Source organism: Ursidibacter arcticus, from assembly GCF_009761375.1.
Taxonomy (GTDB): domain Bacteria; phylum Pseudomonadota; class Gammaproteobacteria; order Enterobacterales; family Pasteurellaceae; genus Ursidibacter; species Ursidibacter arcticus.
Genome location: NZ_LEKM01000024.1, coordinates 15,477 through 32,785, shown reverse-complemented (window position 1 = coordinate 32,785; position 17,309 = coordinate 15,477). Strand labels below are relative to the sequence as shown.

Here is a 17,309-nt window from a genome sequence, read left to right as displayed (position 1 = left end):
ACAAAATAAAATCTGTTATTTTTCAATTGGTTATAACTTTTCTTGTAGGGACGCCACGCTGGCGTCCGAATGAAAAAAGACTTTGTCAATAATCTGAGGTGTTGGAAACACCGCTCATTGTTTTACATTTACTCACTATTCATTTAAGGAAATCTATGTATAAATTAGTTTCACCTATGCAAAAAGCCTTTACGCTCATTGAGTTAATGATTGTGATTGCAATCATTGCCATTCTTGCCACTATCGCTATTCCGTCTTATACCAGTTATACCCAGAAAGCGGCACTTTCCGAGCTACTTCGTGCATCTGCGTCTTATAAATCAGACGTTGAAATCTGTATTTACAACACTGGGGCTGTTACAAACTGTGCTGCAGGTTCAAACGGTATTCAGGCGGCTAAAACCGAAAGTAATGATGCCAAATACTTAAAATCAGTTACGGTCTCTGCTGGAGTTATTACTGTTGATGGAAAAGGCAATTTAGATGGTTATGGATACACCCTTACACCAACAGTAACCAATGGAAATATTACTTGGGCAACAAAATGTAAAGGCAGTGATACCAGTCTGTTCCCTGCTGGATTCTGTGGCTAGAGTTGATATTTATAGGCTCTTTCTTTAATTCAAACCAAGAAAGAGCCTGATCTTAAAGGGGGAAAAATGCTGTCTGAATATACGGTTTATGAGAAAAATAACGATAGGTTATTTCAAATTGAACAGGAACTATGGCAACGTAATTGCCAAGAAAAGCAACTGTTGCAACGCTATTTAGCCATTCCTGTACAAGAAAATATACAAACGTTGTGGTTAGCGATTGATGATGAAAATAATCTCAGTGCTTGTGAGATGTTCGCTTTCTTGCATAATAAGCAGATAGAACCTGTCATCATTGCCAGCGAAGAGCTGAAATACTTGCTGAATGCACTTTCTCCCGAACAACAAACAATACACTATGAAAATACGGAACATTATGACTACACTGAGCATCGTAGTGAACATTTAGACTTAAATGATCCCATTATCCAGATTTTAGATAATCTGTTTAAAACTTGTGTTACCCAACAAGTTTCAGATATACATATTGAACCTAGACAAGATCGTTTAGTTATTCGTTTACGCATTGATGGTGTTTTGCATCTTTATAAAACGCTTTCACACCATTTTAGTCAGCGAATTCTCTCTCGAATTAAATTACTTGCCAAACTAGATATTAGCGAATCTCGCCTACCGCAAGACGGACAATTTAGTTTTACAACCGCACTTTCTGATACTTTAGATTTTAGGGTATCAACCTTGCCGACAAACTACGGTGAAAAAGCCGTTTTGCGTTTACAGAAAAATAAACCTACTCATTTTGATTTTTCAGATCTTGGCTTTAACACCAACCAAAAACAGCTTTTGCTTAATGCCCTACAACAACCACAAGGTTTGATACTGGTTACAGGGCCAACAGGGAGTGGTAAAAGTATTACGCTATATAGTGCGTTAAGCCATTTAAACCAAACCGAAAAACATATTCTTACCGCAGAAGATCCGATTGAAATTGAGATTGATGGCTTAATCCAAACACAAGTAAACCCTAATATTCAACTGGATTTTAGCCGACTATTACGCACTTTTTTACGTCAAGATCCTGATGTCATTATGCTCGGGGAAATTCGTGATAAAGAGAGTGCAAAAATGGCATTAAGTGCAGCACAAACAGGACATTTGGTTCTTTCTACATTGCATACCAACGATGCACTCTCTGCGGTAGAACGCCTTACTCAGTTAGGTATTCAAGAATATGAAATCAAAAACGCCCTACTCTTAGTGATTGCACAACGACTTGTCAGAAAAATATGCCGCCAATGCGTAGGCAAAGGCTGTTCTCATTGCTATCAAGGCTATAAAGGGCGAATAGGCGTTTATCAATTTTTAAGCCGATCTGCAAAAGAATTTGAGAAACAGACCGCTTGTTTAGATTTTCCAACACTGTTTGAGAGTGCTAAAGAGAAAATTGCTAATCAACAGACTAATTTAGCTGAAGTAGAAAGGGTGCTAGGGAATGAATAAAGATTTAGCCGTAGGGCGTATTTATGAATATCGCTGGAAAGGACTAAACCGATTTCAGCAAAAACAGCGAGGGAAACTGCTTGCAAGCCATCGAGATGAAGCCGAAAGACAACTTTTGGCTCAAGGCTTTAGCCATATTCGTATGCAGCGAAATTTTGTGATCCCAACACCGCCTAAACAAGATGATATTACTCAAATTATTCATCAACTGGCATTACTGATTAAAGCCCACATTCCACTAAAGCAGGCATTAGTGATGATCAAGGAAAATTGCCAACAGATTCGCTTATTTCAATGGTTGCAACATCTTATTGTACAGATTGAAGCTGGCTACTCTTTTTCTCAGGCTTTAGAAAAACTGCCGTTTTATTTATCTCATCAAGAAGTCCAACTGATTAAGATGGGAGAAACAAGCGGTAACTTAACCACAATTTTATGCAATATGGCAGAATCTCGCAGTAAATCAGATAAATTAAATAAAAAAATCAAAAAAATTCTGTTCTACCCTGCGATGATTTTATTTATTTCAATAAGCCTATCCTTATTATTGCTTATTTTTATTGTGCCACAATTTGCTGAACTCTATGCAAATAAAGCGAAAGAATTACCTTTTATTACGCAAATACTCTTTTCATTTTCACAATTTCTAACTAATACAATTTATGGATTATTTATTTTTACGCTTATATTATGCTTTGTTCTTTATTTTATAAATAAGAAAACAACATTATTAAAACGAGCTAAATTCTTATTATTAAGCCGATTACCGATATTTAACCAAATTATTAAACAAGCTAGAATTGTCTTTTTTTGCCAAAATTGTCGCTTAATGCTTGATGCACATATTCGTTTAAACCAAATTTTGAATGCTTTTCAGCATACACAAAGCGATGACCCAATTTTACAAAAAGAAGTCAGGTTTATGCTCCAATTATTACAACAAGGCTACCGCTTTTATGAAGGGCTTAATCCGACTGTATTTGATAATGAAATGATACAGATGATCGCTATTGGTGAGAAAAGCGGTAATCTTAGCCAAATGCTGCATCATATTAGTGAGATATATCAGCAAAAACTGGATTATCAAATTGATATACTTTCACAATTGCTTGAGCCTATGCTAATGCTGATTATGGGGGTAATTGTCGGCACAATTATGCTTGGGCTTTATTTACCAATTTTTGATATGGGGGCATTAGTAGAATGATCGGTTTAAAATTAATGATTGCTTGCTCAATGCTATTTTGGTTTAAAAGGGCATTCTATCAATTTCCACATAAAATCAACCACGCTATTTTTCAAGATGTTACAACCCTTATTGATTATGAAATGACGCAAGCTGATTTTGTTAAACACTCAAAATTACAACCTAAGCCATTTGCATATTTCTATTTAATGGGCTTACTCTTTCTATTATTTTCACTATTTAGCTCATACTCAATATTTATTTTATTGATTATCTTTATTCTAATTTATCTCTCTTTTATTGATATTTATTATTACTTAACTGATATACACTATATTGCTATTATTCTTCTACTTACTATAACAGAGCTACTCTTTAATCAATCTTATTTTCTCTACGAGCGGATTTTTACTTTATTTATTGCTATCCTCTTTTTTAATTTACTCGCTTTATTGATTAAGTATATTTTGAAAAAAGAAGCACTAGGTTCAGGGGATATAATTTTACTCATTGTTCTATCGCCTTTATTTTCATTAGAACAATTTTGTTGGCTACTGTTTATTGCAAGTGTGGCAGGTATAGGCTATTCACTGATTTTTTATCTTGCGACAAAAAAACAATTAACCAAGCTCCCTTTTATTCCTTTTATTAGTTTTTCTGTGATGATTTTAGGTTAGGAATAAATCATAAAAAAACAGCTCAAAATCGCATAAGGCTATTTTGAGCTGATGGAACATTATAAATATATTAGCTTTCGTTATGAATTTCTAAGTTAGTTGCTTGTTGAGCAAGTTTTGCTTTGGCTTTATCATTTCTCGCTTGAGCAATACAATTTAAATATTCTTTATCAACATCACCCGTAATGTATTCACCAGTAAAGACTGATGCATCAAAATTATGAATTGCTGGGTTTTCAAGCTGAACAGATTTGAATAGATCACTTAAATCTTGAAAAACAAGGCGATCAACACCGATCATTTCGGCAACTTGTTCGACACTTCTGTCATAAGCAACTAATTCTTCGCAAGTCGGCATATCAATACCATATACGTTTGGATAACGAATTTCTGGTGCGGCGGACGCAAAATACACTTTTTTCGCTCCCGCTTGACGAGCCATTTCAACGATCTGCTCTGATGTTGTACCACGCACGATAGAATCATCTACCAACAAGACTGTTTTATCTTTAAATTCACTCGTGATTGGGTTTAATTTACGGCGTACCGATGATTTACGCTGTGCTTGCCCTGGCATAATGAAGGTGCGAGCAACATAGCGGTTTTTCACAAAACCTTGACGATAAGGTTTATTGAGTACGTTCGCAATCTGTAATGCAATGTCTGTTGATGTTTCAGGAATTGGGATAACCACATCAATTTCAGGCAAAATATCTTGCCATTGTGTTGCGATTTTCTCGCCAAGTAAACGTCCCATATGAACACGAGCCGCATATACAGATACACCATCAATAACAGAATCTGGGCGTGCAAAATAAACATATTCAAAAATACAAGGGTTTAGTTTTGGATTATCTGCACAAATTGCGGAATGGAATTGACCATCAAAGGTAATATAAATCGCTTCACCTGGTTGAACATCACGCACATATTCAAAACCGACAATATCTAAAGCGATACTTTCAGAGGCGAACATATATTCGGTTTTGCCATTTTCTTCACGTTTACCTAATACTAATGGGCGGATACCATAAGGATCACGAAATGCAACCATTCCATAGCCAATAATCATTGCTAAACACGCATAAGCACCACGAATGACTTTATTCGTTTTACGCACTGTTTCAAAAATATTGTCTGGCGTGAGTGGCTCTGCTGGGTATTGATCAAGATAATGAGCAAAAATATTTAATAAAGCTTCAGAATCTGAATTGGTATTGACGTGACGTTTTGCAAGTGTAAATAATCGCTGTTTTAACTCGGCATTGTTGGTTAAATTTCCATTATGCACAAGCGTTAAACCATAAGGTGAATTTACATAGAAAGGCTGTGCTTCTGATACGCTTGATGAACCTGCTGTTGGGTAGCGAACGTGTCCGATACCGACATTACCTTGTAAACGTAACATATGCTCTTGGCGAAAAACTTCGCTGACTAAGCCGTTTGCTTTACGCAAGCGGAAACGATTTTCTTCATCAATGGTAACAATACCTGCGGCATCTTGCCCACGATGTTGTAATAATGTTAAGCCATCATAAATAGCTTGATTTACGGGGGAATGACCAATAATCCCAACAATTCCGCACATAATAACCTCTAGTTAGCCGATTTTAAAAAACTTGAATTTACTTTTAACTGCTCAAAATGCTCAAAAAACCATTTCACAATAAAATCAAAATGGGGAATCAATTTAGATTCTTTCCATAATTCACTTTGAGCAAAACTGGTAAAGGTGTCTAAAAAGAACAGTATCGCTGCAACAATAAAAATACCACGCAAAATACCAAAACCAGCACCAAGCACTCTATCTGTGCCTGATAAGCCTGTCTTGCTGACTAATTGCCCGATTAACGCATTGATAATACCGCTGACGATTAACACTGCGATAAATAAGATTGCTGCGGCAATGCCGTTGCGTAGATATTCTGAATTTTGTAAATAAACTGAATCAATTTGAAGAAGTAAATTCGCCATTGCAGGATAAAACTTACTGGCGATAAAAAAGGCGATAATCCACCCTGCCAAAGACATTACTTCTTCAACAAATCCTCGCCATAAACTGACAAGGACTGAAAAAACCACAATTCCGATAATAATAAAATCAACCATAAAACCTCAAAAAATGCCTATTTGGCAAAAACAGGTGCTATTTTACAAAAAAAGAAAACGTTTGCGTAGCCCGAATTAAGCGAAACTTTCATTTTCTTTTAACCTAAAGTGAGAACCTAAACTGGTTTCTCGTTGTAACATTGCATTTACTACGGCTTGTGCGGTTTTTAACGCATAGTAAATTTCAATGCCTTGATGCTGATGAAAAGCTAGTGGCTGATAGCGTTGCTCCAGCATTTTCAAACTATCTAGCAATGCTGTTAAGTTTTCCGTTGTACGATAAACATTAGCAAAACGAGCCATTAGTTCCCGAATAATCAAAAGCAGTTGGCTTGCACTTAAACTTTCATCACCTTGCGGATTAACCAATGTGGCAAGATAATTTTCCCAATCTTGAGCTGAAAATGTCGTGGTAAGCGGTGGGTTTTGGGCTAAATTTTGCAAAATGCGTTTAACCGCTCGTTTGGCAAAAACTAAACTTCCGCCAACGGAGTTACCGCCTAAACGGTTTGCCCCTTCAATGCAAGATGAAACTTCCCCGACCGCAAATAAACCTTTTACATCACTTTCTGCATAATCATCAATCACAATCCCCCCATTACAACTATGTGCAAAAGGGGCAATCGCAACTTTATCTCGCAATAAATGAATACCGACTTCATTGTTTAACCAATTTAGATAAACCGTATAAAATTCTTCTTGATCTTGATATAAATCCGCCGAGTAGTGTAGATAAACACCTTTTTCCTGTGGGTTTTCAAGCAAGTGTTTCATCATCACTAAATCAAATTCAACGCAGTTAAAATCAACGCTAAACGGGGCATAATCACTCCGCTCTCGCATCATCTGCTTAAAAGCATCAGGTGAAAGGTGAGCAAAGAGATCATTGCCTTGGCTATCCGTTACTTTAGTCACATATTTTAAAGTATGCTCGCCAAACAATACTTTGTATTTAGGTTCAACAAAAGACGGGATAAATTGAATAAATTCCAAATTCGTCAGCTTTGCCCCTGCTTGTTGAGCAATATAATGGCTAGAACCAATCACATCGGCAGGGTAAAGGTTATCTTTATATAAGCCCGCAATCCCCCCTGTGGCAAGAATAATTTGCGATGTTTTGCAAAAAATATACTGCATCTCACCGCTTGTTTTATGACAGAAAATTGCCCCTTGCACCACATTCTGTTGGGATTCATTCGGTTTTACTACAATGTGCAACAACGTGGCATTTTCGTAATATTCAGTTTGCTGTTGCTCAATAATCTGTTTGGCTCGTTCGGCAGCTTCTTTCCACTGGTTAATCAAATAGATCGGGCGAGCATATTTGGCAAAGCACGCAGGGCGATTATCATTGCGTTTCCAAGGGCGAAAACCTATCCGCTCTAATAGCTCGACTGCTTGTGCGGAATCTTCAATATAGGCTTGCACAATTTTAGGGTTGTTCATTCCTTGTGCGACTCGGTCAATATCTTCTTTAAATTTAGCGTGATCGTCCTGATCACCTGTCACTTGAATACCTAAAGTCGCTTTAAGGGGAAAATAACTCGCTCCACTGCCAATGGGTGCTTTACTAATTAACACTGTACGGATTTGCTTGGCATTGGCTTCTACACAACTTGCCAAACCTGCAATGCCAGTGCCAACAATCAGAAGATCGGTTTCAATATGATGAGAAATAGAAATTGGGTACATAAAAAAGCAGTAAGATTTTGCAAAAAAGTTGCACGATCTTACCGCTTGTTAGGGGTTGTGTCTATTAGAGAAGTGCTGTTCTGTGTTTACTCCCGAAATCCAAAAAACATTAGAGAAAAATCATTTTCTCTTTAACCTAAATCAAGCATTACGCCACAATTCTTGGTATTTTTTCTCTGTCGTAAACATTCCTAAAAATAGACAAATTGGCTCTAAAATAGCTCTGCAGATTTTACCTCTTATTGAGCCTTTTTCTAAATATCCCAGTTGATAAGCAATTTCTCTAGCACGATGGTATGCAATTGGGTACATCACTTTTTCAGCTAAAGGCGATTTACGCATTAATCTGACGTAAGGAATTGCCCATAAATGGTAACCATTCACCATTGATTGCGGTAAATGTTTAAGCGTGTATTCCATATCCGCACGCCATAGTTCACGTGAAAGCATACCTTTTTGGTAGAAGTGCGTACAGATGACTCTTGAAGATGATCCACCTTTGTCACTACTATTGCTAGAATCCTTTTTCTCATAAGGATCCCAAGGTTTGCTATATTCTGGATGCTCCCATCTCTCAGGGTTTTTAATTTGATCTCTGGCTGCAGCTTCTAAAAATGCCTTACCTAGTTCTGAGCCCCAGGACCTAGTGTACCACCGATCGTAGATCCAACATTACCAGCGAATTCAACAATTGAATCTTCATCTTTCTTAGAAATACCACCAGAAACCAAAGATAAATTTTTTTCTTCTAAATTTTTCATAAGAACCTTTCCTTACCTTTTTATGTAAAGGTGTTTTGTTATTAAATATACTAATCCAATTACTACAAAAACCGTTACAGTAGATATGATTAGTCTATATATCCAAGCAACGCCAAGATAGCTTAAAAAGATTGTCGTACTTGAAGAAGTAATCGCTATTAGTAGCCATATTAGATTTTTCGACAAGTTTATCCCTCCTCACTTCAATAATATCATCACCTCTGAGCAATTATACTATATTCCGTTTTAATTTGATGTTTTGTGACATACCTCACATTTTTACGATTTTATCGGTAGATTTCAACATTGTTTCTCTATGCGTCAAGCAACTGCATACTTTTTTTACTCAACGCCAAAAGTAGCTTCTCTCAATAGCTATCAGACCAGCCAGAGAATTTCAACAATCCAAACATACTGGTCTTGCTTGGATTGTTGTAGTGGTACACTACGCTGAATTTATTTCTGTTGATTTAAGAATTTTCATGACGACTCTCCTTCATTAGTTTACCATAGAAATAATAACCAATAGCACCTATAGGAATCATACTAAGAACTCCCCATTCTGGAAAATAATGGCGAGAAATTAACATAAGCACAAATGAAATGATCAATATATAGACTGCAATAACTTTTTTAACCATAAAATGATTCCTCTTCAATATTTTATAGCTCTCTCAAAAGCCTCACTTGTAAATCATGCAAAAAACCAATTTTCTATCGTGATTAATTATGTTCTCTCCAATACTTATTCTATATATGATATGAATTTCATAATAGTAAGAAAGAGTCCCATAATTAACGCCATAATATCTGCAAGAAAAAACATCTTCGCTCATTTAGTAAGCAAATATAAGTCTACCCCTCTTATTAAGAGAAATCTGTGATATATGTCACATTTTTACAATTCTATCCGCTGATTTTATCGTTGTTTCTCGGTAAGCTACAATCACTCTCGTAATTGCTAACTTTCCTATTGCTTCGTTAATTTTTCGCTCATTATCTTCATCTAAATGGCTGGTTGCTTCGACCATAAAGATAATATTTCCCCATTGAACCAAGTCAAAAAACATACTATTTTTGTATATATTTTTTCATTTTGTGAAGTGTATCACATTTTTATACCTTATTTTGGAGTAGCATTTTTCTACAACTTGATGAGTTGCAACTATCTTTGCTTAATTTAAAGGAGTCTTGTATGAAAAGTTTACACAATACTGAATTAGACATCGTTTCTGGTGGAAAACATAGAGGAGGTAAACGTGATAAATCCCCTAGCGATAAGGATAATAAATCAAGTGACAAAGGTGTAGCAGATAGAGTAAAAGAAGCTTATGAAAAATATGATACTATTAGAGATATTGTAGATACTGCGGAAGATATATCTAAAGGATACCAAGATTTTAAGGATAAAACAGGATATGAACCGCCACATATGAAGGAGAATTGGCAACCTTAATAATAAATCAAGAAAATAGAGCATTTAATATGTTCTATTTTCTTCTTCAGATTTAGGATAAATAGTATGGAATACATTATTAAAGTTATAGTTTTATTTCTCTTATTAGCTTTACTATTTTTTATTAAAAGAAGTGCAACATTCATAGAAATATATAGATTTATTTTAAATCCCAACTTTAAGAAGAAAACTATTACTCTACAAGATATGTCTATTAAAGTCTTTCAGTTGTCGCTAGTACATACTTCTTTTTCGTTTTTGATCATTCTTTTATTTACACAAGAAGTATCCCCGCAAATTTTTAGTTCATTTATATTGAATGAAGAGCTTATTGAATTGATTATAATAACGCCTATTTTAGAGGAGTTCTTTTTTAGATACCCAATGAGAAAACCACAATTTTCAATATCACATCCTTTTTTTTCTATCTTACTTAAACTTAAAATTTATCCATTGTATGTATTATTTTTTCTAGTTTATGCAATGTCTCAGTACTTTATTATCAGTACTAAAGTAAAGTCTATTAGATTTTTCATAAAAAATTTTAGATTGTATTTAATACTATCTGCATTTATATTTTCCATATTACATTTTGAATCTATATATGAATTTTCATTCTTATATTTTTTCCTTCATTCTATTAGTGCTTTAGTTTTTTCTTGGATTAGAGTTAAATTTAATATATTTTTTGCTATCTCATCTCATTCTATTTACAATTTTAACCTATGGGTTATTGTGTGCCTGATGGAAAATTTAAATTAGTGGATTTAATAAACTATCACTGCTACATAAGTATCACCCAATGCAAGAAAACCAACTCCACTGCCACTCAAAGCACCAAGAGTAGCTCCTCCTGCAGCTCCAATAGTTCCTCCAATTTGTTCACCTATCCCATTTCCAGAAACAAATTTTAGGTCTTCTTCTTTAAGGTTTTTCATAATTATTTATCCTCACTTTATTAAATTTTTTAATTATTATCTCAGTTACCCACACAAATACAAAAAGAACTATCATATAAATAACAAATCTATATCCAATATGAGTAACTTCAATAAAATCTAAAAAAAATTTACTAAAACTAAAGTAATAACTGTAATAAAATAATTAAGTTTTCTAGACAATTATTTCCTCCTTTATTAATAAAAACCAACGTAAAATCATCATAAATAGGTCACATTGAAAAAACAGTGGTCAAGATCACATATTTACAATTCTATCCGCTGATTTTATCGTTGTTTCTCGGTGGGCTACAATCACTCTCGTAATTGCTAACTTTCCTATTGCTTCGTTAATTTTTCGCTCATTATCTTCATCTAAATGGCTGGTTGCTTCGTCCATAAAGAGAATTTTGGGTTTCTTATACAATGCCCTAGCAATAAATAACCGCTGGCGTTGTCCTCCTGAAAGATTATTACCAAGTTCGCCAAGCAAAGTTTCATAGTTCATTGGCATTGTCATTATTTCATCGTGAATTTGTGCTAATTTGGCACACTCAATGGCAAATTCACGGTTATATTTGGCTTCAAAGCTAACAATATTTTCTAATATAGAACCTGAGAAAAATTTGTCATCTTGCAGTACACAGGCGATATGCTGTCGGTAGTTTGTTGTACCAATTTGTTTAATGTCGATATTATTAAAGTAAATTTCTCCCTTAGTTGGTTTTAAAAGCCCTGCCATCAATTTGAGCAATGTGGTCTTTCCAAAACCTGATTTTGCAGAAATTGCTACACTTTCCCCCGCTTGTATCGTTAAATTTAGATCTGAAAATACAGGAGGAGAAAACTGGTCATAGTGAAAGGTAAGATTTTTAACTGTAATAGATGCTCCTTGCAATTCTTCATCTAATCCTACCGCTTGAGGTTGATAAACGTCTTGCTCTGTTTCCGCTAAAGCAATATCAGCAATTCGTTCACGGTGTAGTGAAAGCATTTTGAAATCGAAAAAGATGTTAATCAAGCTACCCATTCGTGAGGAAAATGATCCTCGATAGGCGTTGAATGCCATAAACATTCCTATCGTCATTACGTTATCAATTACAGCTGTCGCCCCAATCCATAGAATCATAATTTGTTCAAGGGTTGAAATAAATGTATGAACACCTGAAAAGAACATATCAAGCTTCGTTACACGAATAGAGGTATTGAAAGCATCTGCGTTAAGCGACATCCAATGCTCTTCTCGTTTTTTGTTCAATCCAAGTGATTTCAAGGTAGCTATACCATAGAGTGTTTCCATAAAATGCGAGCTAGCTTTGGCATTTTTAATGATTTGCTCTTCAGTAATTTGACGATAAGTCAGGTAAGTAGCTAAACGAAGCAACAAATAAACTACAGAAAAGGCAATAACCACCCACGTCAGCCAACCACCGTAGAGAAACATCATAATCACCACGCTGACGGTCATTATCAAGTCAATAATCGTTGTTACTATGCTGTTAGTTAGCGTACTTTGAATTGTTCTAAGGGATGAAAATCTTGATTGAATATCGCCAACTTGTCGCTTTTCAAAGAAATCAAGGGGAAGTTTGAGCAAATGCGAGAAAAAGCTGCTTGTCCATTGAAAATCAATCAGATAGTTCATTTTGAGCGAAATCCACGCCCGAGACATACTGATTGCACTTCGAAAAAAGGTGAATAGGAACAGCCCAAGACAAATTACTAGCAGTAACGATTGGTCTTTTGCTTGTAAAACGTGATCCATTACAAGTTGTGTGCCAATCGGCATCAATAAGGCGATCAACTCAATTAAAATCGAGAGCGAGAAAATTTTAACTAATGCCCCTTTAATCCCAGAGATATTCTTAAAGGTTTCATAGAGGCTGATTTCTTCACGATTTTTGGGCTTTTTAAACCTCACATCTGACCAAACCTCTAAGGCAACACCAGTGAAATGTTTCGAACATTCGGTTAGCGAGATTTTTTTCTTACCAAATGCAGGGTCGTGGATAACTACATAGCGATCTGTGGCTTTGGTTAAGACCACAAAATGATTAAAATCCCAATGTAAAATGCAAGGTAAACGTAATAATTTAAGTTCGTCAAGTTCAAGAGAAAGTGGGCGAGTAATAAGTTTAAGATCAGAGGAAATATCTACAAGGTTTCTTAACGTTGCACCTTTGGAAGAAACACCATATTTGCTACGAAGCTGAAATAGATTGGACTCACCGCCATAATAGCCAGCTACCATTGCTAAACAGGCTAATCCACATTCAGCCGACTCTGTTTGCAATACAACAGGTACTTTTTTGAAAAAAGAGAAATTGAGCTTATCTAACATTATTGACTTTCCATATTTTTTGTTAGGTTATAGAGTGGAAATAGCATCCATTCATACAATTTACGATTTTCAAGAAAAACCGTTGCTTCCGCTTTCATTCCGCTTAAAAATGCGAGTGAAGTGTTATTATATTCCACCTTCTGATCCGAAATTGCTACCGTAATTTTATATAATGGATTATTTGGATCAGCTACAGGAATATTTTTGTAGAACGCCAGTTCCTGCAGAGAAGCTGGCACTGTTGAAATGTGTTTGATTACTCCATTAAACTGTCCAAATTTCTCGAAAGGAAAGGCTTCATAGCGAATGTTGATCTTGTCGTTAGGTTTTATAAACGAAATCGCACTATTCGGCACCCACATCACTAGCTGATATTCTCCTTTGTTAGCAGGTATCATCTGTGCTAATGCGTCGCCTTCTCGAATTACTTGCCCGACAGTTACACTAACCGACTCAACTAAACCATCCATTGGAGCATTAATAATCAACTCAGATACAGACTCAAATTCTAACAACCGAATCTCAAGGTCATTTTGTTGTAGCTCATAACGGATAATCTGATTTTGGAAATCTGTTTTTCGACTTTCTATTTCATTTTCAAGACTAAGAATTGCTGACTCTTGCTGAATCAGCTTTTCTTGTAAACTATTTCGTAACGATTTCTGATCAAAATAACGAGAACGCTGTAGAGCAACCTCATCATTGGCTGAATAACCCTTTTTCATTAAATCTTCATACTTTTTCAGGGTTAAATGATATTCTTCCGTACTTTTTGATACTTCTGCAAAATATTTTTCTGTATCTGTATAGATTTTACGATTCTTGGCGATCTGTTTCTCTAAATTAGTTAAAGTTTCAACTTGGTTAGCTTTTACCAATTCAATTACTCGATCTAACTTACTAATTTGCTCTTTAATTGCATTGATAGAATTTATACCAACGTTACCGCTATCCGTTATTCGATCTAGGGTAATTTTAAACAGAGGATCACCTTTTTTAATCGGCTGATTGATTTCAACATAACGCTCTGAAATATAGCCTGATTTTGAAGCGGAAAGAATTATAGGGTGAGGTTGCATCACTACCTCACCTAAAATAGTTTCACGGCGAGTGTAACTACCAAAGGTTATGTATAGAATAAAAGAAACAATGATTGTGAACGACAATAGAAAAACTAGCCAGCTCGGTATTGATGAAAGTAACACCGCTGTACTTTTCCATCTTTGATATTCAAGGGCTTCTTTTCTAAACATAAATATTCCAATAGAAAAAAGATACTACTTACCACTCAAAAGTTCTATTGATCTAACAACCCCACCCTCTCTATAAATAAAATCATATATTCTAGCTATAGTTTCTTTTTTTATTGAAGGCTGCTTTTTTATTGAATAAATAAAATCATCAGAATTGTAAGAACTATCTTTAAATAAAATTTTCCATATATCTAATACTATATTTTCGTTTTCAAGTTTTTCTAATAAAATATGTAAGGCATTTCCACAAACATAAATAGAAAAATCAGAATTATTTTCATTCATTATCTTCTTACTATTATCTTTATAATATCTATAACAAGCATTTAAGTATGCTCGCTGTATACTTTCGACTTTGTGAGCATCGACATAACCTAGTTTAAATAAACTCTTTATAGAAAAATACTCGGCACTGCCTTCATGCAACCAAGATTTACCGAAATGATTGTGTTCATATGAATTCCATATATGAAATATCTCATGAGCAATAAAACTATATATTTGATGATATTTACCTTTATCTAGTTTGGATACGTTTAATACGTTATAAGATAAAAAATCATCTAAAACATCCCCTTTATAATGAAAATCTCCTCCATTTTCAGTAAAATCTATAACAACGACAGGTTTCTTTTTAATAATATGTCCAAAAACATTAGAATAATAATTAAACACTTCTTTGTATACTTTGAGTATATTTTCTTTCAAGTCTCTATTTTTTTCTAATCCAAGAATCTTTATAGGTTTTTCATCTCCCCAAAAAATATATCTATTGCCCAAAATATATTCATCATTTTCCAAAATAGAAAAGTTTGGGTATGTATCCTGTATCTTGTTTACTACAGTCCCATTTTCATACCTAATAGTTTTAGGTAATAAATAGTCCTTATACAACAAGAACTCACCATTGCTATAAACTCTAAGAGGATCATAAAACTCTCTAGATACTTCTGATTTTATATTAAGTGTAATCTTGAACTTTCCATCCATTGATGTTGTAAATGTTTTGCCTTTAATCAATATATTATCATAATGACTATCGATCTCAATATAATTGGCACTAGGTATATTATAATAAATTATAAGCTCATCTTTATTCTTATCTAAAAGGATACTATTATATTTTGCAGATAGGGAGCTGATACAAGTAAAAAATACTAAAAATAGAAACGTTTTAAATACTAATGATATATTCCACATAATGGTTTATGATCCTCACTGTCATCAAGAGTAGTTAAATTTCCTATTATTCCTTGGTCAAATCCACTTAACAAAAGATATTTTATCGCCTTTCTGTATAACCTCTTATTATTTCCTAAATTTTCAGATAACATAATTTCTTTAACAAAATCGTTCATAGAAAACTCCTTAATTTGGTTAAGTGAAAAATCAAATTAAATGGTGATAAAAATTCATCGAAGTTATGATAAACAATATACAGTAAAGAAACATTGATAAAGAACAATAAAATGATAAAAGCACTCCTATTTCTTTTTCGAAAAAATAATGATTTCTATATACCTACTAAAATAATACGAAACTGGGGAGAAATCTACTTCAGAACTTTATTTTTATTAAATAAAAAAATAGTTAGCGAGACGAAACGCTTTTGACTTTTTAATCGGCTGATTGATTTCAACATAACGCTCTGAAATATAGCCTGATTTTGAAGCGGAAAGAATTATAGGGTGAGGTTGCATCACTACCTCACCTAAAATAGTTTCACGGCGAGTGTAACTACTAAAGGTTATGTATAGAATAAAAGAAACAATGATTGTGAACGACAATAGAAAAACTAGCCAGCTCGGTACTGATGAAAGTAATACCGCTGTACTTTTCCATTTTTGATGTTCTAAGGCTTCTTTTCTAAACATAAATATCTATAGTAAAGATGCGTAATATATACCAAGTAATACTGTTATAATTAAATTAAATTCAATTACCATCTTAAATGTTTTTTGGGGGACATTGTTAATTTTTGATACTCTTTTCAATAAAATCATCATTAAAAATGTAAGTGACATAAAAAAAGGGAAAATGCCTTGTGACATAAACAAGGCATTCACTAAAACAAATAGAATTAAATCTTTCATCGGATACAGCTATTTTTTATCAGCAATACCAACAGCGGCTCCACCTAAAAATCCAATTCTAGGTGCTAGATATCTCGCAGCCGCAGAACCTAATGGACCACCTACAGCTCCTGAAGCAGCCCCTATTTCAGTGCCAATCCCTGGTGCAATAGAACCTCCGATCCCACCACTAATAGCCCCTGTAATAGCTCCATTTGTTATGGATTTACCAAAATTTTTCCAACTACAAGGATGTTCACCTTCACTTCCTGATGCAGTATTACTATCTCTGTCAGATCTAGATGAACTCGAATAGGACGAAGAGTTTTTAGTAAACGAATCTGGATAAGGAATTTTTCCCATCCTCATGAAATTCTCCTCTTTTGATACCATCAAATTATTATCTGTTTAAAGACAATAATTTAACACATTGATAATGCCTAAAAATTCAGCGATTTAATTGTACTCTTCCATTCACTTGGAGGAAATTATTTTTATATATATCTTGAGGAAAACGTGATCAGTATCACAATTTATTAATTTTTTGAGATTGAAGATTTTTACATAGAGAATCTTAAGAGGTAATTTTTCACAGTTTCAATAGATTGAAATAGCGGTAAGATTTTGCAAAAAAGTTGCACGATCTTACCGCTTGTTAGGGGTTGTGTTTATTAGAGAAGTGCTGTTCTACAGCCTAGAAATACACGATATGCTGTTTAAATTTGGGATTATACTTAGTCATAAAAAAATCTGCACCTTAATCAGTTGGT

General features: G+C 34.4%; 19 protein-coding genes. 5 read left to right on the top strand and 14 right to left on the bottom strand.

The genetic code is table 11. From position 1 onward, the window contains the following. The first annotated feature begins 155 nt into the window (after positions 1-155). From A1D25_RS01020 to A1D25_RS01005, 4 genes are all read left to right on the top strand, one after another. The gene (locus A1D25_RS01020; RefSeq protein WP_157393867.1) at positions 156-593 is read left to right on the top strand and encodes a prepilin-type N-terminal cleavage/methylation domain-containing protein; all 438 of its coding nucleotides are present in this window, start codon (positions 156-158) and stop codon (positions 591-593) included. Positions 594-659: 66 nt separating this feature from the next. Next, positions 660-2,054 carry a GspE/PulE family protein gene (locus A1D25_RS01015; protein ID WP_157393866.1) on the top strand — a complete coding sequence of 465 codons (1,395 nt, stop codon included), beginning with the start codon at positions 660-662 and terminating at the stop codon, positions 2,052-2,054. Further along, entirely contained in the window at positions 2,047-3,261 is a 1,215-nt protein-coding gene (locus tag A1D25_RS01010; protein WP_157393865.1) for a type II secretion system F family protein, read from the top strand. The genes A1D25_RS01015 and A1D25_RS01010 overlap by 8 nt, the downstream gene beginning before the upstream one ends. Then, complete coding sequence (locus A1D25_RS01005; RefSeq protein WP_157393864.1) at positions 3,258-3,917, top strand: prepilin peptidase; 660 nt, start codon at positions 3,258-3,260, stop codon at positions 3,915-3,917. Before A1D25_RS01010 ends, A1D25_RS01005 begins: the two co-directional genes overlap by 4 nt. A gap of 70 nt (positions 3,918-3,987) precedes the next feature. Here the strand turns inward: A1D25_RS01005 and purF are convergent, their stop codons facing one another. From purF to A1D25_RS00970, 7 genes are all read right to left on the bottom strand, one after another. Next, the gene (purF, locus tag A1D25_RS01000) at positions 3,988-5,505 is read right to left on the bottom strand and encodes an amidophosphoribosyltransferase (RefSeq protein WP_157393863.1); all 1,518 of its coding nucleotides are present in this window, start codon (positions 5,503-5,505) and stop codon (positions 3,988-3,990) included. Positions 5,506-5,513: 8 nt separating this feature from the next. Further along, positions 5,514-6,026, bottom strand: a complete 513-nt coding sequence (locus tag A1D25_RS00995) for a CvpA family protein (protein ID WP_157393862.1) — start codon at positions 6,024-6,026, stop codon at positions 5,514-5,516. Between the two features lie 75 nt (positions 6,027-6,101). Then, complete coding sequence (locus A1D25_RS00990) at positions 6,102-7,718, bottom strand: FAD-binding protein (RefSeq protein WP_157393861.1); 1,617 nt, start codon at positions 7,716-7,718, stop codon at positions 6,102-6,104. A gap of 141 nt (positions 7,719-7,859) precedes the next feature. Further along, positions 7,860-8,168, bottom strand: coding sequence for a hypothetical protein (locus A1D25_RS00985; RefSeq protein WP_157393860.1), 309 nt, complete (start codon positions 8,166-8,168; stop codon positions 7,860-7,862). A 173-nt stretch (positions 8,169-8,341) separates the two neighbouring features. Continuing rightward, the gene (locus A1D25_RS00980) at positions 8,342-8,479 is read right to left on the bottom strand and encodes a hypothetical protein (RefSeq protein ID WP_157393859.1); all 138 of its coding nucleotides are present in this window, start codon (positions 8,477-8,479) and stop codon (positions 8,342-8,344) included. Positions 8,480-8,949: 470 nt separating this feature from the next. Continuing rightward, positions 8,950-9,120 (bottom strand): hypothetical protein, encoded by a 171-nt coding sequence (locus A1D25_RS00975; RefSeq protein ID WP_157393858.1) that lies wholly within the window; start codon positions 9,118-9,120, stop codon positions 8,950-8,952. 249 nt (positions 9,121-9,369) lie between these two features. Further along, on the bottom strand, positions 9,370-9,510 hold the full coding sequence (locus A1D25_RS00970) for a P-loop NTPase family protein (RefSeq protein WP_205420563.1): 141 nt from the start codon (positions 9,508-9,510) through the stop codon (positions 9,370-9,372). A 164-nt stretch (positions 9,511-9,674) separates the two neighbouring features. On the opposite strand from A1D25_RS00970, the gene A1D25_RS00965 reads away from it, so the two are divergent. Then, positions 9,675-9,935: a hypothetical protein gene (locus A1D25_RS00965; protein ID WP_157393856.1), complete on the top strand. Its 261-nt coding sequence runs from the start codon at positions 9,675-9,677 to the stop codon at positions 9,933-9,935. A gap of 767 nt (positions 9,936-10,702) precedes the next feature. Here A1D25_RS00965 and A1D25_RS00960 read toward each other — a convergent pair. From A1D25_RS00960 to A1D25_RS00930, 7 genes are all read right to left on the bottom strand, one after another. Next, entirely contained in the window at positions 10,703-10,873 is a 171-nt protein-coding gene (locus A1D25_RS00960; protein WP_157393855.1) for a hypothetical protein, read from the bottom strand. A gap of 259 nt (positions 10,874-11,132) precedes the next feature. After that, on the bottom strand, positions 11,133-13,214 hold the full coding sequence (locus A1D25_RS00955; RefSeq protein ID WP_157393854.1) for a peptidase domain-containing ABC transporter: 2,082 nt from the start codon (positions 13,212-13,214) through the stop codon (positions 11,133-11,135). After that, on the bottom strand, positions 13,214-14,467 hold the full coding sequence (locus A1D25_RS00950) for an HlyD family secretion protein (RefSeq protein WP_240327071.1): 1,254 nt from the start codon (positions 14,465-14,467) through the stop codon (positions 13,214-13,216). Before A1D25_RS00950 ends, A1D25_RS00955 begins: the two co-directional genes overlap by 1 nt. Positions 14,468-14,491: 24 nt before the next feature. Then, positions 14,492-15,667 carry a gluzincin family metallopeptidase gene (locus A1D25_RS00945; RefSeq protein ID WP_157393853.1) on the bottom strand — a complete coding sequence of 392 codons (1,176 nt, stop codon included), beginning with the start codon at positions 15,665-15,667 and terminating at the stop codon, positions 14,492-14,494. Continuing rightward, positions 15,649-15,825 carry a hypothetical protein gene (locus A1D25_RS00940; RefSeq protein WP_157393852.1) on the bottom strand — a complete coding sequence of 59 codons (177 nt, stop codon included), beginning with the start codon at positions 15,823-15,825 and terminating at the stop codon, positions 15,649-15,651. The genes A1D25_RS00945 and A1D25_RS00940 overlap by 19 nt, the downstream gene beginning before the upstream one ends. Positions 15,826-16,041: 216 nt before the next feature. Then, positions 16,042-16,341, bottom strand: a complete 300-nt coding sequence (locus A1D25_RS00935) for a hypothetical protein (RefSeq protein ID WP_240327070.1) — start codon at positions 16,339-16,341, stop codon at positions 16,042-16,044. Between the two features lie 228 nt (positions 16,342-16,569). Continuing rightward, the gene (locus tag A1D25_RS00930; protein ID WP_157393851.1) at positions 16,570-16,902 is read right to left on the bottom strand and encodes a hypothetical protein; all 333 of its coding nucleotides are present in this window, start codon (positions 16,900-16,902) and stop codon (positions 16,570-16,572) included. Positions 16,903-17,309: the final 407 nt, after the last annotated feature.